Here is a 24,895-nt window from a genome sequence, read left to right on the forward strand (position 1 = left end):
AGAAGTTCCGGCACCTCACGCGGGCCGGCCGTCTCCACCCTATCCAGCCCCGCACACGGGGAAGGGCCCCGTCCGAGCATCGGACGGGGCCCTTCTCGCCGTGGCGTGGCGACAGCGGGTGATCAGTGGTGGCCGTGGCCGCTGGTGATCTCCTTGTACTCCTCGACGGTGGGCTTGGGGATCTGGTTGTCCTCCCCGTAGTACGCCTTGCTGAGCTTGGCGCGGAGCTTCTGCGGCCCCTTGACCTTGCGCTCGACACCGTTCTCGTCGACCGTCGGGCCCAGCTCGAGCGGGCTGTACTGCTCGTGCGCCGTGAGGGTGTGCAGCTGCTCCTGGCTGAGCGGCTCGTGCACCTCGATGAACTCACCGTGCGGCAGGCGCTTGATGATGCCGGACTCGCGCCCGTGCAGCACCTTCTCCTTGTCGCGGCGCTGGAGGCCGAGGCAGATCCGCTTGGTGGCGATGAACGCGATCACCGGGGCGACGAAGAACGCGATCCGGACGAACCAGGTGATGGCGTTGATCGACAGGCTGAAGTGCGTGGCGAACAGGTCGTTGCCACCACCGATCAGCAGCACGGTGTACCAGGTCATCCAGGCGACACCGAACGCGGTCCGGGTCGGGGCGTTGCGCGGGCGGTCCAGGATGTGGTGCTCGCGCTTGTCGCCGGTGACCCAGGACTCGATGAACGGGTAGACGGCGATGGCGACCAGGACCAGCGGGAAGATCATCAGCGGTACGAACACGCCCAGGACGAGCGTGTGGCCCCACAGGTTGATCTCCCAGCCCGGCATGACACGGATCAGGCCCTCGGAGAAGCCCATGTACCAGTCGGGCTGGGCGCCGGTGGAGACCTGGTCCGGCCGGTAGGGGCCGATCGCCCAGATCGGGTTGATCTGCGCGATCGCGGCGACGACCGCGATGACACCGAAGACCAGGAAGAAGAAGCCTCCGGCCTTGGCCATGTACACCGGCAGCAGCGGCATGCCGACGACGTTGGTGTTGGTCTTTCCGGGACCCGCGTACTGCGTGTGCTTGTGGTAGAAGACCAGGATCAGGTGCGCCACCATCAGGCCGAGCATGATGCCCGGCAGCAGCAGGATGTGGATCGAGTAGAAGCGGGCCACGAAGTCGCCGCCCGGGAACTCGCCGCCGAAGAGGAAGAACGACAGGTACGTGCCGACGATCGGCACGGACAGGATCGCGCCCTCCATGAAGCGGACACCGGTGCCGGAGAGCAGGTCGTCCGGGAGCGAGTAACCGGTGAAGCCGGTGAACATGCCGAGGACGAACAGCAGGAAGCCGAACAGCCAGTTGACCTCGCGCGGCTTGCGGAACGCACCCGTGAAGAAGACGCGCATCATGTGCACGAACATGCCGGCGAGGAAGATCAGCGCCGCCCAGTGGTGGATCTGCCGGATCAGCAGACCACCGCGCACCTCGAAGGAGATGTGCATGGTCGAGTTGAACGCCTCGGACATCATCTGGCCCTGCAACGGCACGTAACTGCCGTGGTACTGGACCTCGTTCATCGACGGGTGGAAGAACAGCGTCAGATAGACACCCGTCAGGATGATGATGATGAAGCTGTACATGCAGACTTCACCGAGCATGAACGACCAGTGGTCGGGGAAGATCTTGCGCATGTTGGACTTGGCCAGGGAGTAGATCCCCAGGCGGCCGTCGGCCCAGTCGGCGACCCGCTCTCCGGCGGGTGCCTTGCCGCGCCTGCGCGGCTCGTTGCTGGCTGCTGCAGTACTCATCCGCGCTCCCAGAAAGCAGGACCGACGGGCTCCGCGAAGTCGCCGAGCGCCTGGAGGTAACCGTCCTCGCTCACACCGATGCGCAGCTGCGGCAGGGGGTGGCCGGCCGGGCCGAAGATGACTCGGGCACCGTCGGAGAGGTCGAAGGTGGACTGGTGGCACGGGCACAGGACGTGGTGCGTCTGCTGCTCGTACAGCGAGATCGGGCACCCGACGTGGGTGCAGATCTTGGAGTAGGCCACGATGCCCTCGTGGCTCCAGTCGAGCTCCTGCTTGTCCTTGATGTTCTCCGGCTGGAGCCGGACGATCATCAGGGCCGCCTTGGCGATCTCGGTCTGGAAGTCCTCGTCGTGCTCCTCGAGCCCCTCGGGCTTGACGAAGGTCAGCGAGCCCACGGCCACGTCCGAGGGCCGGACCGGCTCGTTGGTGTTCATGTTGACCAGCAGCTTGCCCTTGGCCCACGCGGTGTGGCGGAGCTTGGTGTGGGGCAGCGGGCCGAGGTCGCGCAGCAGCATGACGCCGGAGAGCGGCACCAGGGTGAGCGCGCCGAACATGGTGTTGCGGATCAGCTTGCGGCGGCCGAGCGCGGACTCCTTGGCGCCCTGCTTGAAGTCGGCGAGGACCTTCGAGCGGGTCTCCGGGGGTGCCTCGATCGGGTGACGCTCGTCGGCGATCTCCACGTCGGACATCAGGGTGCGGGCCCAGTGGACCGCGCCCGCGCCGATCGCGAACAGCGCCACGCCGAGGGTCAGGCCGAGCGCGAAGTTGAGCGCGCTGATGTGCCCCAGCGGGAACACGTAGATCGAGGTGTCCGGCGAGATCGCCACGTAGGAGGCGATGAAGCCGATGGTGGCCAGCATCGAGACGGTGAACAGCAGCGCCACCGTGCGCTCGGAGTGGTTCGCGGCCTTCTCGTCCACGTCCTGGCGGCGGTGCTCGTGCGGCGGCAGACCGGGGTCCGCGAACGGGTTCTCCTCGTCCGCGACGGCCAGGCCCTCGTGGGCCCCGTGCTCCTGGTCCCGCTCGGCGGGCAGCTTCTCTTCTGGAATGTCTTGGCTACTCATGACTTCTTGGCCTTTGCGGTCCGAGCGGCGACCCAGACGGCGACCGCGATCAGCGCGCCGAGTCCGAAGATCCAGGCGAACAGACCCTCGCTGACCGGGCCAAGACCGCCGAGCTCGAGACCGCCGGGGTTGGTCGTTTCATCGCCGTCGACAGCCTTCAGGTACGCGATGATGTCCTGCTTGTTCTTGGACGTCAGCGTGGTGTCGGGGAAGGACGGCATGTTCTGCGGGCCGGTCTGCATGGCCTCGTAGATGTGCTTCGGGGCGACACCCTCCAGGCTCGGCGCGAACTTGCCGTTCGTCAGCGCGCCGCCCTTGCCGGTGAAGTTGTGGCACTGCGAGCAGTTGGTACGGAACAGCTCACCGCCCTTGGCGATGTCCGCGCCCTCCGGGCTGTACTCGTCCTTGGTCGGCGTGGCCGGGCCGGCGCCGAGGGAGGCGATGTACGCGGCGAGCTGGTCGATCTGCGCCTGCGAGTAGATGTTCTTCTTCTTCTCGACCTGCGCCTGCTGCGAGGTGGAGGCCGGCATGCGGCCCGTGCCGACCTGGAAGTCGACCGCGGCGGCGCCCACGCCGATCAGGCTCGGACCGTCGGAGCTGCCCTTACCACCGGTGCCGTGGCAACTGGCGCAGCCCACCTCGTAGAGCTTCTTGCCCTCCTCGATGGCGAGGGACTGTGCGGTGTCGTCGGCCTGAGCCTTGTCCGCGGGCGCGAACGCGGTGTACAGCCCCCCGGTGGCCGCCAGCGCGAGGAGTAGGACGACGATCGCCGCCAGCGGATGGCGTCGTCGTGCGGAGAGCTTTTTCACGGATTACCCCGGTGTCAGGATCTTCTGCGTCGATGCTTCGGAAGGGTCGGGTGGCCGGTCTCGGCGCTTCGGCTACTTGATCAGGTAGATCGTGGCGAAGAGGCCGATCCAGACGACATCGACGAAGTGCCAGTAGTAGGACACGACGATCGCTGCCGTTGCCTGGTCGTGCGTGAACCTCTTCGCCGCGTACGTACGGCCGAGCACGAAGAGGAAGGCGATGAGACCGCCCGTCACGTGCAGACCGTGGAAGCCGGTGGTCAGGTAGAACACCGAGCCGTACGGGTCGGAGGAGAGCGAGATGCCGTCCTTCTTGACCAGCTCGGTGTACTCGTAGATCTGACCGCCGATGAAGATCGCGCCCATGATGAAGGTGACGATGAACCAGCCCCGGAGCTTCTTCACGTCACCGCGCTCGGCGGCGAACACGCCGAGCTGACAGGTGAGCGAGGAGAGCACCAGGATCGTGGTGTTCGTCGCCGAGAAGGGGACGTTGAGCGCACTCGCCATCTCCTTCCAGTGATCGGGGCCGGTCACCGATCGCAGGGTGAAGTACATCGCGAAGAGGGCCGCGAAGAACATCAGCTCGGAACTCAGCCAGATGATGGTTCCGACGCTGGTGAGGTTCGGCCGGTTGACCGACGGGTGTGCGTGCCCGGTATCTACTGTCGTTGCTGTCGCCACGACCGACATTATGTCGGTCGCTTATCCCGCCCTCACCCCGGGGGGTGCCGTTCGGAGTGTCCGCACCCCGTGCGCTGCCCGGATGGCGCATCGCCGGGCCGTTCCGACCGCTGCCCGGGGAGGGTGCGAGGGAGTAGCATCCGGCCCAACGGTCCATGTCCGCACGACGACGAGGTCTTCCGGAGGAAGCATGCAGCCGACCGCCACCGTGCTGGTCTACAGCGACGACTCCACCACCCGCGAACAGGTGCGGCTCGCGTCCGGCAGGCGGCCCGTTCCGGACGGCCCCGAGGTGGAGTTCCTGGAGTGCGCCACGCCGGAGGCGGTCCTGCGCGAGCTGGACCGCGGCGGGATCGACGTGTGCGTGCTGGACGGCGAGGCCGTGCCGATGGGCGGCATGGGGGTGTGCCGCCAGATCAAGGACGAGGTGTTCCAGTGCCCGCCGGTGCTGGTGCTGATGGGGCGGCCGCAGGACGCGTGGCTGGCGACGTGGAGCCGGGCGGACGCGGCCGTGACGCTGCCGGTCGATCCCGTCGACCTCGCCACGACGCTGGGCACCCTCCTGAAGAGGGTCGCCCTCAGCGCGTGACGGCTCCGCCGGGGGCGTGACGGCTCCGCCGGGGGCGTGACGGCTCCGCCGGGGGCGCCCAGTAGCTCGGGGGTACGCGTGCGTTGGCGGGTGCGGGTCGGTTGTGGTTGCTCGCGCAGTTCCCCGCGCGCCTAAAAGCTAGGGGGCTGCGCCCCCTGCTTTTTAGGGGCGCGGGGAACTGCGCGACAAGCCACGACGCATCCGCACCCGCCAACAACCCAGAAGCCCCCGAGTTGTCAGGCGCCCGGCGGAGCCGCTACGCGCCCTGGGGCCGCAGCCGAGCCCTGTCGAGGAGGCTCGGCAACTTCGCCGGCTTCGACGGGGTGAGGGCGCTGCCCTTCTGCCAGTCCTTCCAGGACAGATTCCAGTCGCCGTACCCGTTGCCGAACGGCGCCATCGCGTCGCCGTCGGAGTTGACGACGGTCACCACGTCGCCGGCCCGCACCGTGTCGTAGAACCACTCCGCGTTGCTCGTGCTCATGCCCGTGCAGCCGTGGCTGACGTTGGCGGAGCCCTGGGAGTCGACGGACCACGGGGCCGCGTGGACGTATTCGCCGCTGAGCGTCACCTGCGTGGCGTAGTACACCGGCAGGTCGTAGGAGTCCGCGGAGCCCTCCGCGATGCCGATGCTGGTACTGCGCATACGTACGAGGTACTGCTTGCCGAGCACGACCTTGACGCCGTTCCGGGTCTCGAAGCCGGACTTGCCCGTGGTGACGGGGATCTCGTTGATCTCCTCGTCGTTGCGGTAGACCGTCATCGTGTGCGTGGCGGCGTCCGTCGCGGCGACGATCTTGTCGCCGGTGGTGAGCTTCAGCGGCTTGGCGTCGCCGCCGCGGAGCCGGTCGGCCACCTTCAGCCCGTGCAGGTCGCTGGAGACCGTGACGGTGGTGTGGGCGGGCCAGTACTCCTTGGGGCGGTAGTGGAGCGTGGTGTCGTCCACCCAGTACCAGGCGCCCTCGACCGCGGGCCGGGCGCTCACGTGCAGGGAGCGCTCCACGACGGCCCTGGCGGCCTTGTCCTTGACCGGCTCGCTGAGCGTGGCGGTGACGGGCTGGCCGACGCCGTAGGTGCCCGCGTCCGGGCCGAAGGCGACGTTCACCTTCTTGGACTTACCGGCGCCGGTGTCGAACTCGACGACCTTGCGCCCGGGGGCCCCGTCCTCGTCCTCGGTGCTGACCCGGACCGTGTAGTGGGCGCCCGAGGCCAGCGGTGACGTGCTGTGCCAGCGGCTGCCGTCGGCGGTGAGTTCGCCCGGCACACGGCGTCCGGCGGCGTCGGTGACGGTGACGTCGGTGAGGCGTCCGTCGGAGTCCCGTGAGGTGACTTCCAGGGGCTTGTCCGGGTCCGCCTTCTTGCCGTCGTCCGCCAGGGCGCTGACGGCGACCCGGTCCCCCGCGTCGTACGGCTTGGCCGCGAGCGGATGGTCGCCCCCGCCGCAGGCACTGAGTCCCACGGCCATGGAGACCACCAGCAGGGTGCAGCCGGCGACCGTACGGCTGCGCGGTGAGGTACTCATGGCCTCAACGTAGGGACGCCCCCCGGGAGCGGCGCGGCGGGTGGGCCGTACGGGGGACGCGGGTGGGCCGTACGGAGGAGCCCGGACGCTCCTGACGGAGTGTCCGGGCTCCCGGTGGTGCACAGGCGTGTTACTGGGTGCGGTTCTCGCCGCGGTAGTACTCGAAGACCCAGCCCCACAGGCCGATCAGGATGATCGGGGCGGAGAAGAACAGCAGCCACCAGCCGAAGACGACGCCCATGAAGGCGAGGGCGCCACCGACGGCGAGGGCGAGCGGCTGCCAGCTGTGCGGGCTGAAGAAGCCCAGCTCACCGGCGTCGTCCGCGACATCCGCGTCCTTGTTGTCCTGCGCGCCCGCGTCGACCCGCCGGGCCGTGAAGGCCAGGTAGTAGCCGATCATCACGCTCAGGCCGAAGGCCAGGAAGAGCGCCGTCGTACCGGCGGGCTCCTTCGACCACGCGCCGTAGATGATGGCCATGACGACCAGGAAGGCCGCCAGCCACAGGAACATCTTGCCCTGGACCTTCACTTGCCGGCCTCCTTGCTCCCGGCGAGCGTCTTCTCGCCGTGCCCGGCGTTCTCGAGCTGGTCGAGCGCCGCGATCTCCGGGTGGTGCAGGTCGAACGCCGGGGACTCACTGCGGATCTTCGGCAGCGTGAGGAAGTTGTGCCGCGGCGGCGGGCAGGAGGTCGCCCACTCCAGCGAACGGCCGTAGCCCCACGGGTCGTCGACCTCGACCTTCTTGCCGTACTTGGCGGTCTTCCACACGTTGTAGAGGAACGGCAGGATCGACAGGCCGAGCAGGAACGAGAAGATCGTCGACAGCGTGTTCAGCGTGGTGAAGCCGTCGGCCGCGAGATAGTCCGCGTACCGGCGCGGCATGCCCTCGACGCCCAGCCAGTGCTGGATGAGGAACGTGCCGTGGAAGCCGATGAACAGCGTCCAGAAGGTGATCTTGCCGAGCCGCTCGTCGAGCATCTTGCCGGTGAACTTCGGCCACCAGAAGTGGAAGCCGGAGAACATCGCGAAGACGACGGTGCCGAAGACGACGTAGTGGAAGTGCGCCACCACGAAGTACGAGTCGGAGATGTGGAAGTCCATCGGCGGCGAGGCCAGGATGACGCCGGTCAGACCACCGAAGGTGAAGGTGATCAGGAAGCCGGTGGCCCACAGCATCGGGGTCTCGAAACTGAGTGAGCCCTTCCACATCGTGCCGATCCAGTTGAAGAACTTCACACCGGTCGGGACGGCGATGAGGAACGTCATGAAGGAGAAGAACGGCAGCAGCACACCGCCGGTGACGTACATGTGGTGCGCCCACACGGTCACGGAGAGGCCGGCGATGGAGATCGTCGCGCCGATCAGGCCCATGTAGCCGAACATCGGCTTGCGGGAGAAGACCGGGATGACCTCACTGATGATGCCGAAGAACGGCAGCGCGATGATGTACACCTCTGGATGGCCGAAGAACCAGAAGAGGTGTTGCCACAGCAGTGCGCCGCCGTTTGTGGCATCGAATACGTGTGCCCCGAATTTTCGGTCCGCCTCCAGGGCGAACAGCGCGGCGGCCAGCACGGGGAAGGCGAGCAGCACCAGTACACCGGTGAGCAGCACGTTCCAGGTGAAGATCGGCATGCGGAACATCGTCATGCCGGGGGCGCGCATGCAGATGATCGTGGTGATGAAGTTGACCGCGCCGAGGATCGTGCCGAAGCCGGAGAAGGCCAGACCCATGATCCACATGTCGGCGCCGACGCCCGGCGAGCGGACCGCGTCCGACAGCGGGGAGTAGGCGAACCAGCCGAAGTCGGCCGCGCCCTGCGGGGTGAGGAAGCCGCCGACCGCGATGGTCGAGCCGAACAGGTAGAGCCAGTAGGCGAACATGTTCAGCCGCGGGAACGCCACGTCGGGCGCGCCGATCTGGAGCGGCATGATCCAGTTCGTGAAGCCGGCGAACAGCGGCGTCGCGAACATCAGCAGCATGATCGTGCCGTGCATCGTGAACGCCTGGTTGAACTGCTCGTTCGACATGATCTGCAAACCCGGGCGGGCGAGCTCGGCGCGCATGAAGAGCGCCATGACGCCGCCGATGCAGAAGAACACGAACGACGTGACCAGGTACAGCGTGCCGATCGTCTTGTGGTCGGTGGTGGTGAGCCACTTGATGACGACGCTGCCGCGATTCTGGCGCCGGACCGGCAGCTCGTCCTCGTAGTGGGAACCCGCTGCCGCGGCACCCTGGGGTTGATTGAGGATGCTCACAGGTTGTTCGTCTCCCGGTTCTTCTCGTGGCTCGTCTGCGCGATGCCGGCGGGAATGTAACCGGTCTGCCCCTTCTTGGCGAGGTCCTTGAGATGCTGCTGGTAGCGCTCGGGGGAAACGATCTTCACGTTGAACAGCATCCGGGAGTGGTCGACGCCACAGAGCTCGGCGCACTTGCCGCGGTAGGTGCCCTCCTTGTTGGGGGTCACCTGGAAGGCGTTGGTGTGGCCCGGGATGACGTCCTGCTTCATCAGGAACGGCAGCACCCAGAAGGAGTGGATGACGTCGCGCGAGGTGAGAACGAAGCGGACGGTCTCGCCCTTGGGCAGCCACAGGGTCGGGCCCGGGTTGCCGTTCTGCGGGTTCTTCGAGGCGGGCGTGCCGACGTCGTAGACACCGCCGGCGTTGGCCGGGAAGTCCTTCTTGAACCGGTCCGGGATCGGGTCCAGGTTCTCGTCGGTCTTCGCGTCACCTGTGGAACCGTCGACGTTCTCGACGTAGTTGAAGCCCCAGCTCCACTGGAAGCCGACGACGTTGATGGTCACGTCGGGCTTGGCGGAGGTGTCCATGAGCTTCGTCTCGTCCCGGGCGGTGAAGTAGAACAGCACCGAGACGATGATCAGGGGGACCACGGTGTACAGCGCCTCGATGGGCATGTTGTACCGGGTCTGAGGGGGGACCTCGACCTTGGTGCGGCTGCGCCGGTGGAAGAAAGCACTCCACAGGATCAGGCCCCAGACCAGGCAGCCGACCGCGATCGCGGCCGCCCAGGAGCCCTGCCACAGGGAGAGGATCCGCGGAGCCTCTTCCGTGGTCGGGGTGGGCATACCAAGGCGAGGGAAGTCCTTGTATGTGCAACCGGTCGCGGTCGCCAGGACCAGGCCCGCAGTCAGCGCCTGCAGCAGCTTCCGCCGCATCGGGCGCCGCGGCTTGGGGGTACCGCCCGCGCCGCCCGCGGCGTGGGGGAGGTCGGAGCCGTTGGGACTCACGTAGCGCCTTCCCGAGTGTCTCGCCCGCGCTGGTTGGCTGCGGCCTTCTCACTGGTCGGTCGCCGCCCTGCGTCGGGCAGGGGTTTGATGTTTATGCGGACCAAACCCTAGCCGACGCCCCTCGGAGGGTCGCGGGGAGGGTGGCATACGCGTCACGGGTCACCCTGATGGGGCGGAACACGGGCGTGGGACGGACGGGGACCGGCGGAACGGCGGCGCGCCGGGGGCGGCCTGAGGCCGGGTCCGGGACGGGGACGCCGTGCTTCTTCGTTCGTCTCCGGTTGCGCCTAGCGTGGTGCCCATGCCGTACTTCGACGCCGCCTCCGCCGCTCCCCTCCATCCCGTGGCCCGTCAGGCGCTGCTGGCCGCCCTGGACGAGGGCTGGGCCGATCCCGCGCGGCTGTACCGGGAGGGGCGCCGGGCCCGGCTGCTGCTCGACGCGGCGCGGGAGGCGGCCGCGGAGGCGGTGGGGTGCCGTCCCGACGAGCTGGTCTTCACCTCCTCCGGCACCCGGGCGGTGCACTCCGGGATCGCGGGGGCGCTCGGCGGCCGGCGGCGCGTCGGACGCCACCTGATCGTGTCAGCGGTCGAACATTCTTCGGTGTTGCACGCGGCCGAGTCGTTCGAGGCGGACGGCGGGACGGTCACCCGGGTCGGGGTGGACCGTACGGGGGCGGTGGACCCGTCGGCGTACGCGGCGGCCCTGCGGCCCGGCACCGCGCTGGCGTGTCTTCAGTCCGCCAACCACGAGGTGGGCACCGAGCAGCCGGTGGCCGAGGCGGCGGCGGCCTGCCGGGCGGCCGGGGTGCCGCTCCTCGTGGACGCGGCGCAGTCGCTGGGGTGGGGGCCGGTGCCCGGGGAGTGGTCGCTGCTCGCGGCCAGTGCGCACAAGTGGGGCGGACCGTCCGGGGTGGGGCTGCTGGCGGTGCGCAAGGGGACACGGTTCGCGCCGGCCGGTCCGGGCGACGAGCGGGAGTCGGGGCGGGCGCCCGGCTTCGAGAACCTGCCGGCGATCGTGGCGGCGGCGGCCTCGCTGCGGGCGGTGCGGGCCGAGGCGGCCCAGGAGGCCCCGCGGCTGCGGGAGTTGACGGAGCGGATCCGGGGGCGGGTGGCGGAGCTGGTGCCGGACGTGGAGGTGGTGGGGGATCCGGAGCGACGGCTGCCGGGGATCGTGACGTTCTCCTGTCTCTATGTCGACGGGGAGACGTTGCTGCACGAGCTGGACCGGGCGGGGTACTCGGTGTCGTCCGGGTCGTCGTGCACGAGCAGCACGTTGACGCCGAGCCATGTGCTGGTGGCGATGGGGGTGCTGAGCGAGGGGAATGTGCGGGTGTCGCTCCCGGCGGGGGCAGCGGAGGAGGACGTCGAGGGGTTCCTGTCCGTGGTGCCGGGGGTGGTGGCGGAGGTGCGGGCGCGGCTGGGGGTGCCGGTGGTGTCCCGGCCCGCGGCCGGGGGGGCTGCCGCGGTGGTGGTCGACGCGCTGGGGAAGCGGTGCCCCATTCCGGTGATCGAGCTGGCGAAGGTGTGGGGGGAGGTGCCGGTGGGGGGTGTGGTGCGGGTGCTGTCCGACGACGAGGCGGCGCGGCTCGATATTCCGGCGTGGTGCGAGATGCGGGGGCAGCGGTACGAGGGGGAGGAGGCGGTGGAGGGGGGTGCGGGGGTGGCGTATGTGGTCCGGCGGGTGTCGTGACGGATGGTTTTCGCCCCCGCCGCCCCTACCCTTCCCGTCCCTTCAAGGGGCTCCGCCCCTTGGACCCCGTTGCGCAGTTCCCGCGCCCCTGGTCCAGGGGCGCGGGAACTGCGCGATCTTTTCGGGGGTCCGGGGGCTTGCCCCCCGGGGGGCGGGAATGGGCAGGGGCGGCGGGGGCGAGAACCCTTCCGGGCGAACCCCCCGTCACCCGCTCACCGCAGGTGGCTCTTGACCTCCACGCCCGCTTCCTCGCCGTACGCCTTGGTGAAGCGGTCCATGAAGTGGGCCCGCTGCAACCGGTACTCCTGCGTCCCCACCGTCTCGATCACCAGCGTCGCCAGCATGCACCCCACCTGCGCCGCCCGCTCCAGCGAGACCCCCCACGCCAGCCCCGACAGGAACCCCGCCCGGAAGGCGTCGCCCACCCCCGTGGGGTCGGCCTTGCGCTCCTCCTCCGGGCACCCCACCTCGATCGGCTCCGCCCCGACCCGCTCCACGCGCACACCCCGCGCCCCGAGCGTGGTCACCCGGTGCCCGACCCGCTCCAGGATCTCCGCGTCGGTCCACCCGGTCTTGGACTCGATCAGACCCTTCTCGTACTCGTTGGAGAAGAGGTACGTCGCCCCGTCCAGCAGTATCCGGATCTCGTCGCCGTTCATCCGGGCGATCTGCTGCGAGAAGTCGGCGGCGAACGGGATGCCGCGCGAGCGGCACTCCTCGGTGTGCCGGAGCATCCCCTCGGGGTCGTCCGCGCCGATCAGGACGAGGTCGAGGCCGCCCACGCGGTCGGCGACCGTCTTCAGCTCGATCAGCCGGGCCTCGCTCATCGCGCCCGTGTAGAAGGAGCCGATCTGGTTGTGGTCGGCGTCGGTGGTGCACACGAAGCGTGCGGTGTGCAGGGTCTCGGAGATGCGGACGGAGTCCGTGTCGACGCCGTGCCGGTCCAGCCACGCCCGGTACTCGTCGAAGTCCGCGCCGGCCGCGCCGACCAGCACAGGGCGGGTGCCGAGCTGGCCCATGCCGAAGGCGATGTTCGCGCCGACACCGCCCCGGCGTACGTCGAGGTTGTCGACCAGGAAGGAGAGGGAGACCGTGTGCAGCTGGTCCGCGACCAGCTGATCGGTGAAGCGGCCGGGGAAGGTCATCAGGTGGTCGGTGGCGATGGAGCCGGTGACTGCGATACGCACGGCGAGGGCACGCTCCTCGGAGGAGGGGGATTGACGGTTCACGCTACCCGGTCGGCACTCGCCGCTGAAGCAGGCGGAACTACCCGATAGTAGGTCTTTCTTCGCGGGCTCTGCCGTGCCTACGGTGCGGGCATGACGAACCTCGAGTTCCACGGCCCCGCCCCGGTCGCCGCCCCGGTGGACCTGGAGGGCGACCTGGCGTCGCTGCCGGGCGACGGCGCCCGGATGGCCCCGCGCTGGACCGCCCCCGCCGCCGCGAAGGCGTCGCCGCCGGTCTCCCCCTCCCGTATCCACGGCGTACGCGTACCGGCGGGCTCCGCCCGGCTGCTGGAGGCGATGTCCGACTACGGCGACTGAGCGCGCCCGGGGGAACCGTGCGCTCCCCCGCTGCGTCCCATCGCCGTCCCCCGTGCAGGGGAGGCGACGTACGACACGGGACAGCAGCGGAGCGGAAGGAGCGATGCGGTGAACACCGAGCACCCCACCGACGACGACCCGAACGGCCCCCGGGGCGCTGCGGGCCCCGAGGGCGCTCCGGACGCCGACGGCGCCGCCAAGACCGCGCGCGGAACGGACGGTCCCGGCGATCCCGACGGTCCCGGCGGAACGGACGGACCCGGCGATCCCGGCGGTCCCGGCGGACCCGGCGGACCCTACGGACCCGGCGGACCCGACGGACCCGGCGGACCCGACGGACCCGGCGGACCCGACGGTCCCGGCGATCCCGGCGATCCCGGCGGACCCGGCGGACCCGGCGATCCCGGCGGACCCGGCGGACCCGACGGTCCCGGCGGACCCGGCGGACCCGACGGACCCGGCGGACCCGGCGCTGCTGGTGGCACCGACGACCCCGGCGTCGCCGGTCGCCGAGGCGGCCGAGCCCCGGCGGGGCGGGGGCGCGGTGTCGTCGCGGCCGCCGTGGGGGCCGTGCTGCTCGTCGCGGGCGGTGGGGCGTATCTCGCCGCGTCCGCCTCCGGCGGGGACGACGCGGACCCCGGGGGCGGCGGCTCCGCTCCCCCGGCGCTCGCCCTCGACGGGTACGGGGGCGACGGGCGCCCCGGGATCGCCGTCGGGGAGCCGAACCCGTACGGCGCCGTCTACCGCGCGAGCGGTGAGCTGCCCGACGGGCCCGACTCCGCGGCGGTGTACTGGGCCGAGGGGCGGGTCTCCAAGGACGACGTGGCCCGGCTGGCGAAGGCGCTGCGGCTGACCGGGACCCCGCGGCTGGTCGGCGACCGGTGGCAGGTGGGCACCGCCAAGGGCGAGGCGGCGCCCCTGCTGCGGGTGGACCGCGAGGCGCCCGGCACCTGGACGTTCAGCGCGGTGAAGCCCGGCGGCGACAACTGTCTGCGCGGCCGGCCGTGCACACCCGGCGGCTCCGGCTCCGCCGCGGGCACGACGGACCCCGTCGGCCCCGACACCGCCAGGAAGGCGGCCGCGCCCGTGCTCGATGCCGTCGGCCAGGACGACGCGAAGCTGGACGCGAGCCAGGTCCTGGGTGGAGCCCGGGTGGTCAACGCCGAACCCCGGGTGGGCGGACTGCCCACCTCCGGGTGGACGACGGGGTTGCAGATCGGCAGCGGGGGCGAGGTCGTCGGCGGCAGCGGCACACTCGTCGCTCCCCGGGAGGGCGCCGAGTACCCGGTGATCGGCGCCGAGAAGGCGCTGGACCTGATGAACGGCGCCACCGCGTCGTACGGCCGCAAGGGCATCGGCGGCTGCGCCCGCCCCGTCCCGCTGAAGGACCGGGACGAGACGCCGTGCGCCGCCTCCCCCACCGGCGGCGCGCGCAGGACCGTACGGGTGGAGGACGCGGAGTTCGGACTGGCCGCGCGCACCTCGGCGGGCCGCCCCGTGCTGGTGCCGTCGTGGCTGTTCGAGGTGCGGCCGGCGGGAGAGAAGGACACGTCCACCGTCGCCCGCGCGGCGGTCGACCCGCGTTACCTGGCGGCGCCCACGGCCCCCGGCGAGCCGAGCCCGACCGGTTCGTCGTCGAGCCACGACGCGCACCTCACCGGCTACCGCGCCGACGGCACGGAGCTGACCGTCGTCTACGAGGGCGGCGTGTGCACGGCGTACGAGGCCACCGCGCGCGAGGACGCGAAGAAGGTGACGGTGGCCGTCACCGGGACCACGGCCCACCCGGAGCGCCCGTGCATCGCGGTCGCCCGGGTCTACCGCGCCACGCTGCACCTGGACGCACCGCTGGGCGGCCGCACGGTCGTGGACCCGAACGGCAGGCCGGTACCGAAGGCCACCGCCCCGTTGCCGTCGGCGAGCCCGACCGCCCGCTGAGGGCACACACGAACGACGGCGGCGCCCCCTCGGAAGGGGGCGCCGCCGTCGTCAGCAACGGTCAGCTGAAGGAGTCGCCGCAGGCGCAGGAGCCCGTCGCGTTCGGGTTGTCGATCGTGAAGCCCTGCTTCTCGATCGTGTCCACGAAGTCGATGGTGGCACCGCCCAGGTACGGCGCGCTCATGCGGTCGGTGACGACCGCGACCCCGCCGAAGTCCTTCTTCACGTCGCCGTCGAGCGAGCGCTCGTCGAAGAAGAGCTGGTAGCGCAGGCCGGAGCAGCCGCCGGGCTGAACGGCCACGCGCAGCGCGAGGTCGTCACGGCCTTCCTGGTCGAGCAGGGCCTTGACCTTGGACGCGGCGGCGTCCGTCAGGATGATGCCGTCGGTGACGGTGGTGGTCTCGTCCGATACGGACATCTACATCTCTCCCGGGTTGTACGGAGACTGCTTGCCGACGAGTGCAACCCGCGGGGCCGCGGATTCATTCCGGGCCGGGCGCCTGCTTCTCGCTTCGTCCCGCTTCCTTCTTCCCCTTCATGCTCGCACACACGCGAGGAGAGGGGACAACGCCCGCATTCCCGGTTCCGGGCGACCGGGATTCACGTCACATGGACGCGAGGGCCGTCGTCAAACTGACGCGAAGCGGATATGATAATAACGTCAATCCGACGAGAAGTCGGTGCTGTCGATCCCGTTTGACCCGTATGCCCCGTCGGTCCGGTGCCCCGGCCGACGAGCCGCAGAACAGAAAGGGTGCGTGCCGTGACCACCGCCCAGACCACCGAGCTCGACGTACAGCCCTCACCCCTCGCCCTGCTGCTGCTCGGCCGCGAGGCCGACCCGAGGAGCGAGCGCGGTGTGGAGTGCCCCGGCGACCTGCCCTCGCCGTCCGACCCGGACCTGGTCGAGCGCGCCCGCGCGGCCAAGGAGAAGCTCGGCGACAAGGTCTTCGTGCTCGGCCACCACTACCAGCGCGACGAGGTCATCCAGTTCGCGGACGTCACCGGCGACTCCTTCAAACTGGCCCGCGACGCCGCCGCCCGCCCCGAGGCGGAGTACATCGTCTTCTGCGGCGTGCACTTCATGGCCGAGTCCGCCGACATCCTCACCTCCGACGCCCAGAAGGTCGTCCTGCCCGACCTGGCCGCCGGCTGTTCCATGGCCGACATGGCGACGGCCGAGCAGGTCGCCGAGTGCTGGGACGTGCTCACCGAGGCGGGCATCGCCGAGCAGGTGGTGCCGGTGTCGTACATGAACTCCTCCGCCGACATCAAGGCCTTCACCGGCCGACACGGAGGCACCATCTGCACCTCCTCCAACGCGAAGCGGGCCCTGGAGTGGGCGTTCGCGCAGGGCGAGCCCGCGACGACGAAGGTGCTGTTCCTGCCCGACCAGCACCTCGGGCGCAACACCGCCGTCCGCGACATGGGGATGTCGCTCGAGGACTGCGTCGTCTACAACCCCCACAAGCCGAACGGCGGGCTGACGACGGAGGAGCTGCGCGCCGCCAAGATGATCCTGTGGCGCGGCCACTGCTCGGTGCACGGCCGCTTCAGCCTGGAGTCGGTGAACGACGTACGGGCCCGGATACCCGGCGTCAACGTGCTGGTGCACCCCGAGTGCCGTCACGAGGTCGTCGCCGCGGCGGACCAGGTCGGCTCGACGGAGTACATCATCAAGGCGCTGGAGGAGGCCCCGGCCGGGTCCAAGTGGGCGATCGGCACGGAGCTGAACCTGGTACGGCGGCTGGCGAACCGTTTCGCCCCCGAGGGCAAGGAGATCGTCTTCCTGGACCGCACGGTCTGCTTCTGCTCGACGATGAACCGCATCGACCTGCCGCACCTGGTGTGGACGCTGGAGTCGCTGGCGGAGGGCACGCTGGTGAACCGGATCGAGGTGGACGCGGAGACGGAGGCGTTCGCCAAGCTGGCCCTGGAGCGGATGCTGGCGCTTCCGTAGACCACGGCCCGGGGCCTGGTCAGTCCGTGCGCGGGCGGACCAGGCCCGACTCGTAGGCGATGACGACCAGTTGGGCGCGGTCGCGCGCGTGGAGCTTGCTCATGGCGCGGTTGACGTGCGTCTTCACCGTCAGCGGGCTGACCTCCAGCCGCTCGGCGATCTCGTCGTTGGAGTGGCCGCCCGCCACCTGGACGAGCACCTCGCGCTCGCGCCCGGTGAGCGCGGCGAGCCGCTCGGCGTGCGCCCGGTCGCGGCCGTCGTCGTCCATGTCGCCCTGCGCCAGGAACCGGGCGATCAGCCCCTTGGTGGCGGCGGGCGACAGCAGTGCCTCGCCGCCGGCGGCGACCCGGATCGCGCTCAGCAGCTCCTCCGGTTCGGAGCCCTTGCCCAGGAAGCCGGAGGCGCCGGCGCGCAGGGACTGCACCACGTACTCGTCGACCTCGAAGGTCGTCAGCATCACCACCCGGACATGGGCGAGTTCGGGGTCCGCGCTGATCAGCCGGGTGGCGGCGAGGCCGTCGGTGCCGGGCATGCGGATGTCCATGAGGACGACGTCGGCGGCCCGTTCGCGGGTCAGACGCACCGCCTCCGCGCCCTCGCAGGCCTCCCCCACGACCTCCATGTCCGGCTCGGAGTCCACGAGCACGCGGAACGCGCTCCGCAGCAGCGCCTGGTCGTCGGCGAGCAGGACGCGGATCGTCATGGGCTGTCCTCGGTGGTGGCGGAAGTACGGCGGTCGAGCGGCAGGATCGCATGGACGCGGAAGCCGCCTCCGTACCGGGGGCCCGCGGTGAGGGTGCCGGCCAGGGCGGTGACGCGCTCGCGCATGCCGAGCAGTCCGTGCCCGCCCCCGTCCTCGGGGCCGTCGTCGCCGCCCGCCCCGTCGTCCAGGACGGTGATCTCGACGTGCGGGCCCACGCGGACGACGCTGACCTCGGCCTTGGCGCTCTCGCCCGCGTGTTTCTGCACGTTGGTGAGGGCTTCCTGGATGACGCGGTAGGCGGCGAGGTCGACGGCGGCGGGCAGGATCGTGCCGTGGTCGGCGCGGGCGACCTCCACGGGCAGGCCCGCGTGGCGGAAGGTGTCGGCGAGTTCGTCGAGCCTGGCCAGGCCCGGGGCGGGTTCGGTGGGGGCCTCCGGGTCGCCGGACTGGCGCAGCAGGCCGACGGTGGCCCGCAGTTCGTTCAGCGCCGAGCGGCTGGCCTCCCGTACGTGGGCGAGGGCCTCCTTGGCCTGGTCGGGCCGTTTGTCCATGACGTGCGCGGCGACCCCGGCCTGGACGTTGACCAGGGCGATGTGGTGGGCGACGACGTCGTGCAGATCGCGGGCGATGCGCAGCCGCTCCTCGGCGACACGGCGGCGGGCCTCCTCCTCGCGGGTGCGCTCGGCGCGTTCGGCGCGCTCGCGGATGGCGTGCACGAACGCGCGCCGGCTGCGGACGGCGTCCCCGGCCGCCGCGGCCATGCCGGTCCAGGCGAACAGGCCGAGGTTCTCCTGGGTGTACCAGGGCAGCGGTCCGGAGAGCATCGCGGTGGCGGTCAGCACGGTCATGGTCAGCAGGCCGACCCGCCAGGTGGTGGGGCGGTCGGTGACGGCGGCGACGGTGAACAGCGCGATGACGGCGGCCATCGAGACGGGGGCGCGGGGGTCGCCGGTGATCAGCTCGACGAGGGAGAGGGCGGTGGTGACGGCCAGGACGGCGAGCGGGACGAGCCGGCGCAGCACCAGCGCGGCGGCGGCCGGCACCATCAGGGCGAGGCTGAGGGGGGTGGGGGTGCGCAGGGTCCAGGACACCCCGTGCTCCCCGTGCGGGTCGACGAAGGACCCGGCGACCATGCAGACGAACACGCCGACGGCGAGCCCCCCGTCGAACGTCACGGGATGCTTCGACGGCCAGCACCGGGCCTGCGACAGATTGCCCACGGGGACAAAGGTACGGGGCGCGTCGCGAAGGGTGTCCCCGCGAGGGGCGCGGGGCTGTGTCGAACCGCGGCTCCGCCGCTAGCTCTTGGGCGGCCCGTACTGCCTGCCCCGGCACCTGCCTACCCCGGCAACAACCCGTCGTCCGCCAGCATCTCCCGGACCTCCTCCAGCGTCGCCTCGGGCGACGGGAGGATGAGCTCGGACGGCTCCAGGGAGTCGGCGGGCAACGGCTCGCCGAGCCGCCGCACCTCGTCCAGCAGCGCCGTCAGCGTGCGCCGGAAGCCCGCCTCGTCGCCGCCCTCCACCTCCGCCAGCAGGTCGTCGTCCAGCTTGTTGAGCTCGGCGAAGCGGGAGTCGTCCAGCTTCACCTGCCCCTCCCCCATGATCCGTACGATCATGTCGCCCTCCTCAGGCGCGCGCGTGGGACCGGATCGGGCCGTGGCGGCCCGTGACCGCATTGTGAGCGATGCCCGGCGTCACTGCTTGTCGAAGCGCGGGGTGTCCTGCGGCTGGGACTGGCTCGGGGACGGCGACTGGGCCTGGCCCTCGCCGCCCTCGAGGGCCTGGCGCTGCTCGGCGGGGCCGGCCAGCTCCGCCTTCATCCGTTGCAGCTCCAGCTCCACGTCCGTGCCGCCGGAGAGGCGGTCCAGCTCGGCCTGGATGTCGTCCTTGGCCATGCCGGAGGGGTCGTCCAGGGCGCCGGAGGCGAGGAGTTCGTCGATGGCGCCGGCGCGGGCCTGCATCTGCTGCGTCTTGTCCTCGGCGCGCTGGATGGCCAGGCCGACGTCGCCCATCTCCTCGGAGATGCCGGAGAAGGCCTCGCCGATCCGGGTCTGCGCCTGGGCGGCGGTGTACGTGGCCTTGATGGTCTCCTTCTTCGTACGGAAGGCGTCCACCTTGGCCTGGAGGCGCTGGGCCGCGAGGGTGAGCTTCTCCTCCTCGCCCTGGAGGGTCTGGTGCTGGGTCTCCAGGTCGGTGACCTGCTGCTGGAGCGCGGCGCGGCGGGAGAGCGCCTCGCGGGCGAGGTCCTCGCGGCCGAGGGCGAGCGCCTTGCGGCCCTGGTCCTCCAGCTTCCCGGACTGGGACTGGAGCTGGTTGAGCTGGAGCTCCAGGCGCTTGCGCGAGGTCGCCACGTCGGCGACGCCGCGGCGCACCTTCTGCAACAGCTCCAGCTGCTTCTGATACGAGTAATCGAGGGTCTCGCGCGGGTCCTCGGCCCGGTCAAGGGCCTTGTTCGCCTTCGCGCGGAAGATCATCCCCATACGCTTCATGACACCGCTCATGGGCTTCGCGCGCCCCCTTCTGACGGACTTCAGCTCCAGCGACTGCGACAGAACCCACAGTACGGGCCCTGCCTCCATTACCGCACTGTTCGGGGAGTGATGCGGTCATCCCCAAGGACGACTGCGGTCGGTTCCGCTCCGGCCCAGGGAGTAGGTGCCTCCCCGAAACGGCGGGGTTTTCCCCGGGTCCGCCGGAGTGCCCCCGGCGCAACCACCAGAAACCGCCGCATCCCTCCCCCCGCAGACGAATGGTGTTGCGGGATCGTTCCCCATGCGGCTGCGGTCCATGCCGGTGCACCCCGTACCCTTGGGTTTCGTGTTCCGTAGCCGTGCCAAGGACGAGAAGGCCGCCGTCGCCGACAAGGTGAGCGCGACCGGCTCCAAGCAGCCCCGTGACCCGCAGGCCCCGAAGGGCCGGCCCACCCCCAAGCGCAGCGAGGCGCAGTCGCAGCGCCGCAGCGTCGCGACGACGCCGGTGACGCGCAAGGACGCCGCCCGGCGCCAGCGCGACGAGCGCCGCGCCGCGATGGAGCGTCAGCGCCAGGCGCTGGCCAGCGGCGACGAGCGGTACCTCCCCGCGCGCGACAAGGGCCCGGTGCGCAAGTTCGCGCGGGACTACATCGACTCGCGGTTCAGCGTCGCGGAGTTCTTCCTGCCGATGGCCGTGGTCATCCTGGCGCTGAGCCTGGTGCGGGTGGGCTCGCTCCAGAACATCGCGCTGCTGCTGTGGCTGGTCGTGATCGTGCTGATCGTGCTCGACTCGGTCGTCTCCGCGTTCCGGCTGCGCAAGCAGCTCACCGCCCGCTTCCCGGACCAGAACCGGCGCGGCGCCGTCGCCTACGCGCTGATGCGCTCGCTCCAGATGCGCCGGCTGCGGCTGCCCAAGCCCCAGGCCAAGCGCGGGGAACGGCCCTGAGCACGGACGAGTTCGCCGGGGGCGCGGCCGACGCGTGGCTGGACAAGCTGGGCGGGCTGCGGGACGTCGTCCGGCAGGAGCTGGTGGCCCGGCAGCTGGACGAGCAGATAGCCGGGCGGTTCCCGGTCGGGCAGCGGCTGCGGGTGCTCGATGTCGGCATGGGCCAGGGCACGCAGGCCCTGCGGCTGCTGCGGGCCGGGCACAAGGTGACCGGCCTGGAGCGGGACGCGCGAATGCTCATCGCGGCGCACGAGGCGCTGGCCGCGGAGCCGGAGGGCGTCCGCGAGCGGATGCGGATCATCGAGGGCGACGGCCGCGACACCGGCGTGCACTTCCTGCCGGGCAGCTTCGACGTGGTGCTGTGCCACGGGGTGCTGATGTACGTGGAGGAGCCGGATCCGCTGGTGGCGGGCCTGGCCCGGATGCTGGCCCCGGGCGGTCTGCTGTCCCTCCTCGTACGCAACGGCGACGCGCTCGCCATGCGGCCGGGTCTGTCCGGCGACTGGCCGGCGGCGCTCGCCGCGTTCGACACGACGGCGTATACGAACCGTCTCAACCTGGAGGTACGCGCCGACCGCCTGGAGGCGCTGACGGCGACGCTCGCGGGGATCGGGGCGCCGTTGCACGCATGGTACGGCGTACGGGTCTTCACGGACACGGCGCCGGACGGGGCGGAGCCCCCGGCCTCCGACGGCGCGTTGACCGCGCTGCTGGCGGCGGAGGAACGGGCGGGGCGGACGGATCCGTACCGCCGGGTCGCGGCGTTGCTGCACCTTTGCGGGGTGCGGGGCTGACGGGCGCCTCATAGCCCGGGGGTTCGCGTTTCCGCCGGCGGCCGCGGGTGCGTCGTGGCTTGTCGCAACCGCAACCGACCCGCACGCCCCCGCGATCAGGCCCGTTCGGGGGGCCAGCGGGGGACGGGGGCGCCGGGCGCCCACACACTCGTCGTATGGACGCTTTCCGTAGCCGCGCGCTCACGACGTGCTCCGTCATGGCCTGCGCCGCCCTCCTCCTGGGCGGCTGCTCCTCCGGTTCAGGCGGCTCCGCGGACGAACCCCGCGCCGCCACCGCCACCCCCGCCGCTCACCCCATGGCCGCGAGCGACCTCCAGAGCGACTACCAGAGGGTCATCAAGGACGTCCTGCCCTCGGTCGTGCAGATCCGGGCCAGCCAGGACCTGGGCTCCGGGGTGGTCTACGACGACAAGGGCCACATCGTCACCAACGCGCACGTCGTCGGCGACGAGAAGACGTTCAAGGTGACCACGGCCAACAGCGAGGGCACCTTCACCGCACGGCTGGTGTACTCGTACCCCGAGCAGGACCTCGCCGTCATCAAGCTGGACAAGCTGCCGCAGGGACTGAAGGCGGCCGCCTTCGCCGACTCCACGAAGGTCGCGGTCGGCCAGATCGTGCTGGCGATGGGCTCCCCGCTCGGCCTGTCGTCGAGCGTGACCCAGGGCATCGTCTCGGCGACCGGCCGCACCGTCAGCGAGGGCCGCTCGGGCGGCGGCACCGGCGCCACCATCCCGAACATGCTGCAAACCTCCGCGGCGATCAACCCCGGCAACAGCGGGGGCGCGCTCGTGGACCTCGACAGCCGGGTGATCGGGATTCCCACGCTCGCCGCGACGGACCCCGACCTGGGCGGCAGCGCGGCGCCGGGGATCGGGTTCGCGATCCCGTCGTCGATGGTGAAGACGATCGCCGACCAGATCGTGCGGGACGGCAAGGTCACCGACTCCGGCCGGGCCGCGCTCGGGATCACGGCCCGGACGGTGGTCGGTGACGACTACCAGCCGGCGGGGGTCGCGGTCGTGGACGTCACCAAGGGCGGCGCGGCCGACAGGGCGGGGCTGAAGTCGGGTGACATCATCACCGGTCTCGGCGGCACCCGGGTCACCACCCTCACCTCGCTCGCCGAGGCGCTGGCCGGCAAGAAGCCGGGCGACCGCACGACGGTGACGTACACGCGGGGCGGCGACCGCAGGACGGCCGACGTGACACTGGGCGAGCAGTAACGCCGGCCCCTTCCCGCCCGCCGGCCCCCTGCCTCCTGCCTCCTGCCTCCTACGCCTCCTGCGGCTCCTGCGGCTCCTCGTCCGCCTGTGCCTCCTCGGCGTGCAGGCTCATCGGGCCGTAGATCTGCGTGCCGTCCTCGAACAGCCGCACCTGGTCGGCGCCGCCCTCCAGCAGCTGCCTGAAGTGCTCCCCGATCCAGGACTCGGCATCCCCCTGCGTGGTGAACTCCTCCGGCACGACCGCGGGCTCGACCTCCGCCCCGTCGGCCTTCTCGAACCGCCACGTCCATGCCGCCATGTACGCCTCCAAGGTGTGAGCACACTGCACAGCGGGAGCCGGATCATGGTCCGTCTCCCGTCCCGAAGCCTAGGGCCTGTCCGTTTGGATCAGCCCGCAGACGCGGGATCCGGCACGCACACCGGCACTGAGACGGCACCGTCAGTCCCCTGCGACCTGATCCGGACGACAGACCCTGGTCGGGCGTGCCCGATCTGCGGAGACGGGTGGAAACAAGTGAAAATCGGGTCCGTGGAACTGACACTGCTCGGCACCGGCGCCCCCGCGGGCCTGCCCCGCCCCGACTGTCCCTGCGCGACCTGCGCGACCTCCCTCGGCGCGGACGCGCGCGCGGCGACCGCGCTGCTCGTCGACGACACGCTGCTGCTGGACCTGACCCCGGGCGCCGCGTTCGCGGCGGCGCGCGCCGGACGCTCGCTGGGCGGTGTACGGCAGGTGCTGCTGTCGCATCCGCACGACGGGCCCGCGGTGGAGGTCCCGGCGGGGCTGCCGCAGCCCGGGCGGGTGCCGGACGGGCGGGAGCTGGCGCTGCTGACCGGGCACCGGGTGCGGGCGGTGGCGCTGGACGCGCCGGGCACCGGGTACGCGGTGACCGGTCCGGACGGCACCCGGCTGCTGTACCTGCCGCCCGGCGGTGCGCCGGCCGGGCTGGAGAACGGGGTGGCCGAGACGTACGACATGGTCGTCGCCGACGTACTGGGCCGCCCCGACGCGCTGGCACGGCTCCGGGCGGTGGGCGCGGCGGGGCCGACGACGGACGTGGTCGCCGTGCACCTCGACCACGACGTGCCGCCGGGCGCCGAGACACGGCGGCGGCTCGCGGCGGCGGGGGCGCGGGCGGTGCCGGACGGGACGACGCTGACGGTGGGCGTCTACGAGGACGTGCCCGACGTGCCCCGCCGCACGCTGGTGCTCGGCGGGGCGCGGTCGGGGAAGTCGGTGGAGGCGGAGCGGCGGCTGGAGTCCTTCCCCGACGTGCTGTACGTGGCGACGGGAGGCACGCGGGGCGGGGACACCGAGTGGGCGGCGCGGGTGGCCGCGCACCGGGAGCGGCGGCCGGGGTCGTGGCGGACGGTGGAGACGTGCGATCTGGTGCCGCTGCTGGGAGAGAGCGGGCCGCCGCTGCTGATCGACTGTCTGTCGCTGTGGCTGACCGATGCGATGGACACGGTGAACGCGTGGGACGACGCGGAGTGGGGCGGGGGCGGGGAGAAGGCGTTGCGGGGGCGGGTGGAGGAGTTGGCGGGGGCGGTGCGGGCGGCTCGGCGGACGGTGGTGGCGGTGTCCAACGAGGTGGGGTCCGGGATCGTCCCGGCCACGGCGTCGGGGCGGCGGTACCGCGACGAGTTGGGCCGGCTGAACGCGGCGGTGGGGGCGGAGTGCGAAACGGTACTCCTGGTCGTCGCCGGCCAGCCCCTCGCGCTGCGCGGCTGAACATCTCTCCCTCGCCCCCGCCGCCCCTACCCGTCCCATCCTCAACCCGGGGGCTCCGCCCCCGGGCCCCCCGGGGAGGGTGGGTGGGGTTCGTGGGTGGGTGCGGGTGCGTCGTGGTTGCCCGCGCAGTTCCCCGCGCCCGTGGAAAAGCAGGGGGCGCAGCCCCCTAGCTTTTAAGGGGCGCGGGGAACTGCGCGATCAGCCCCCACC

General features: G+C 71.2%; 24 protein-coding genes. 9 read left to right on the top strand and 15 right to left on the bottom strand.

The window, feature by feature from the left end:
- Positions 1-122: 122 nt before the first annotated feature.
- The 4 genes from IO29_RS13610 to IO29_RS13625 all read right to left on the bottom strand — a co-directional run bounded on the left by IO29_RS13610 (position 123) and on the right by IO29_RS13625 (position 4,329).
- Entirely contained in the window at positions 123-1,763 is a 1,641-nt protein-coding gene (locus IO29_RS13610; RefSeq protein ID WP_030382616.1) for a cytochrome bc1 complex cytochrome b subunit, read from the bottom strand.
- A complete protein-coding gene (locus tag IO29_RS13615; protein ID WP_030382615.1) occupies positions 1,760-2,827 on the bottom strand; it encodes a cytochrome bc1 complex Rieske iron-sulfur subunit in 1,068 nt (355 codons plus the stop codon). The genes IO29_RS13610 and IO29_RS13615 overlap by 4 nt, the downstream gene beginning before the upstream one ends.
- Complete coding sequence (locus IO29_RS13620; protein ID WP_030382614.1) at positions 2,824-3,636, bottom strand: cytochrome bc1 complex diheme cytochrome c subunit; 813 nt, start codon at positions 3,634-3,636, stop codon at positions 2,824-2,826. Before IO29_RS13620 ends, IO29_RS13615 begins: the two co-directional genes overlap by 4 nt.
- A 72-nt stretch (positions 3,637-3,708) precedes the next feature.
- Complete coding sequence (locus tag IO29_RS13625; protein WP_030382613.1) at positions 3,709-4,329, bottom strand: aa3-type cytochrome oxidase subunit III; 621 nt, start codon at positions 4,327-4,329, stop codon at positions 3,709-3,711.
- A 181-nt stretch (positions 4,330-4,510) separates the two neighbouring features.
- On the opposite strand from IO29_RS13625, the gene IO29_RS13630 reads away from it, so the two are divergent.
- The gene (locus IO29_RS13630) at positions 4,511-4,909 is read left to right on the top strand and encodes a response regulator (RefSeq protein WP_030382612.1); all 399 of its coding nucleotides are present in this window, start codon (positions 4,511-4,513) and stop codon (positions 4,907-4,909) included.
- A 256-nt stretch (positions 4,910-5,165) separates the two neighbouring features.
- Here IO29_RS13630 and IO29_RS13635 read toward each other — a convergent pair whose 3' ends face one another.
- The 4 genes from IO29_RS13635 to coxB all read right to left on the bottom strand — a co-directional run bounded on the left by IO29_RS13635 (position 5,166) and on the right by coxB (position 9,679).
- Positions 5,166-6,428 carry a L,D-transpeptidase gene (locus IO29_RS13635; protein ID WP_030382611.1) on the bottom strand — a complete coding sequence of 421 codons (1,263 nt, stop codon included), beginning with the start codon at positions 6,426-6,428 and terminating at the stop codon, positions 5,166-5,168.
- 130 nt (positions 6,429-6,558) lie between these two features.
- Positions 6,559-6,957, bottom strand: coding sequence for a cytochrome c oxidase subunit 4 (locus IO29_RS13640; RefSeq protein WP_030382610.1), 399 nt, complete (start codon positions 6,955-6,957; stop codon positions 6,559-6,561).
- Entirely contained in the window at positions 6,954-8,690 is a 1,737-nt protein-coding gene (gene ctaD, locus IO29_RS13645) for an aa3-type cytochrome oxidase subunit I (protein WP_030382609.1), read from the bottom strand. Before ctaD ends, IO29_RS13640 begins: the two co-directional genes overlap by 4 nt.
- Entirely contained in the window at positions 8,687-9,679 is a 993-nt protein-coding gene (gene coxB / locus IO29_RS13650; protein WP_030382608.1) for an aa3-type cytochrome oxidase subunit II, read from the bottom strand. Before coxB ends, ctaD begins: the two co-directional genes overlap by 4 nt.
- Before the next feature lie 301 nt (positions 9,680-9,980).
- On the opposite strand from coxB, the gene IO29_RS13655 reads away from it, so the two are divergent.
- Positions 9,981-11,369, top strand: coding sequence for a cysteine desulfurase/sulfurtransferase TusA family protein (locus IO29_RS13655; protein WP_030382607.1), 1,389 nt, complete (start codon positions 9,981-9,983; stop codon positions 11,367-11,369).
- Between the two features lie 212 nt (positions 11,370-11,581).
- Here IO29_RS13655 and IO29_RS13660 read toward each other — a convergent pair whose 3' ends face one another.
- Complete coding sequence (locus tag IO29_RS13660) at positions 11,582-12,556, bottom strand: carbohydrate kinase family protein (protein ID WP_030382606.1); 975 nt, start codon at positions 12,554-12,556, stop codon at positions 11,582-11,584.
- Positions 12,557-12,688: 132 nt separating this feature from the next.
- Between IO29_RS13660 and IO29_RS13665 the strand changes: the two genes are divergently transcribed.
- On the top strand, positions 12,689-12,913 hold the full coding sequence (locus IO29_RS13665) for a hypothetical protein (protein ID WP_030382605.1): 225 nt from the start codon (positions 12,689-12,691) through the stop codon (positions 12,911-12,913).
- A gap of 108 nt (positions 12,914-13,021) precedes the next feature.
- Entirely contained in the window at positions 13,022-14,851 is a 1,830-nt protein-coding gene (locus IO29_RS39420) for a hypothetical protein (protein WP_063738128.1), read from the top strand.
- Positions 14,852-14,912: 61 nt separating this feature from the next.
- On the opposite strand, the gene IO29_RS13680 is transcribed toward IO29_RS39420, so the two are convergent.
- Positions 14,913-15,269, bottom strand: coding sequence for a HesB/IscA family protein (locus IO29_RS13680; protein ID WP_030382603.1), 357 nt, complete (start codon positions 15,267-15,269; stop codon positions 14,913-14,915).
- A 345-nt stretch (positions 15,270-15,614) separates the two neighbouring features.
- Between IO29_RS13680 and nadA the strand changes: the two genes are divergently transcribed.
- Complete coding sequence (gene nadA / locus IO29_RS13685; protein WP_030382602.1) at positions 15,615-16,811, top strand: quinolinate synthase NadA; 1,197 nt, start codon at positions 15,615-15,617, stop codon at positions 16,809-16,811.
- Between the two features lie 19 nt (positions 16,812-16,830).
- Here the strand turns inward: nadA and IO29_RS13690 are convergent, their stop codons facing one another.
- From IO29_RS13690 to IO29_RS13705, 4 genes are all read right to left on the bottom strand, one after another.
- Positions 16,831-17,514, bottom strand: coding sequence for a response regulator transcription factor (locus IO29_RS13690; protein ID WP_030382601.1), 684 nt, complete (start codon positions 17,512-17,514; stop codon positions 16,831-16,833).
- Complete coding sequence (locus IO29_RS13695; RefSeq protein WP_106969910.1) at positions 17,511-18,734, bottom strand: sensor histidine kinase; 1,224 nt, start codon at positions 18,732-18,734, stop codon at positions 17,511-17,513. The genes IO29_RS13690 and IO29_RS13695 overlap by 4 nt, the downstream gene beginning before the upstream one ends.
- A gap of 119 nt (positions 18,735-18,853) precedes the next feature.
- Positions 18,854-19,132: a PspA-associated protein PspAA gene (gene pspAA / locus IO29_RS13700; RefSeq protein WP_030382599.1), complete on the bottom strand. Its 279-nt coding sequence runs from the start codon at positions 19,130-19,132 to the stop codon at positions 18,854-18,856.
- A 78-nt stretch (positions 19,133-19,210) separates the two neighbouring features.
- On the bottom strand, positions 19,211-20,017 hold the full coding sequence (locus IO29_RS13705; RefSeq protein ID WP_078618508.1) for a PspA/IM30 family protein: 807 nt from the start codon (positions 20,015-20,017) through the stop codon (positions 19,211-19,213).
- 271 nt (positions 20,018-20,288) lie between these two features.
- Between IO29_RS13705 and IO29_RS13710 the strand changes: the two genes are divergently transcribed.
- From IO29_RS13710 to IO29_RS13720, 3 genes are all read left to right on the top strand, one after another.
- Complete coding sequence (locus IO29_RS13710) at positions 20,289-20,933, top strand: DUF3043 domain-containing protein (RefSeq protein ID WP_030382597.1); 645 nt, start codon at positions 20,289-20,291, stop codon at positions 20,931-20,933.
- Between the two features lie 83 nt (positions 20,934-21,016).
- Complete coding sequence (locus IO29_RS13715) at positions 21,017-21,727, top strand: class I SAM-dependent methyltransferase (RefSeq protein ID WP_030382596.1); 711 nt, start codon at positions 21,017-21,019, stop codon at positions 21,725-21,727.
- A gap of 155 nt (positions 21,728-21,882) precedes the next feature.
- Complete coding sequence (locus IO29_RS13720) at positions 21,883-22,953, top strand: S1C family serine protease (protein WP_030382595.1); 1,071 nt, start codon at positions 21,883-21,885, stop codon at positions 22,951-22,953.
- Between the two features lie 49 nt (positions 22,954-23,002).
- Here IO29_RS13720 and IO29_RS13725 read toward each other — a convergent pair whose 3' ends face one another.
- On the bottom strand, positions 23,003-23,251 hold the full coding sequence (locus IO29_RS13725) for a hypothetical protein (RefSeq protein WP_051707951.1): 249 nt from the start codon (positions 23,249-23,251) through the stop codon (positions 23,003-23,005).
- A gap of 231 nt (positions 23,252-23,482) precedes the next feature.
- On the opposite strand from IO29_RS13725, the gene IO29_RS13730 reads away from it, so the two are divergent.
- Positions 23,483-24,685 carry a bifunctional adenosylcobinamide kinase/adenosylcobinamide-phosphate guanylyltransferase gene (locus tag IO29_RS13730; RefSeq protein ID WP_030382593.1) on the top strand — a complete coding sequence of 401 codons (1,203 nt, stop codon included), beginning with the start codon at positions 23,483-23,485 and terminating at the stop codon, positions 24,683-24,685.
- Positions 24,686-24,895: the final 210 nt, after the last annotated feature.

The sequence above is a fragment of the Streptomyces sp. NRRL F-6676 genome (assembly GCF_000725625.1).
Classification (GTDB): Bacteria; Actinomycetota; Actinomycetes; order Streptomycetales; family Streptomycetaceae; genus Streptomyces.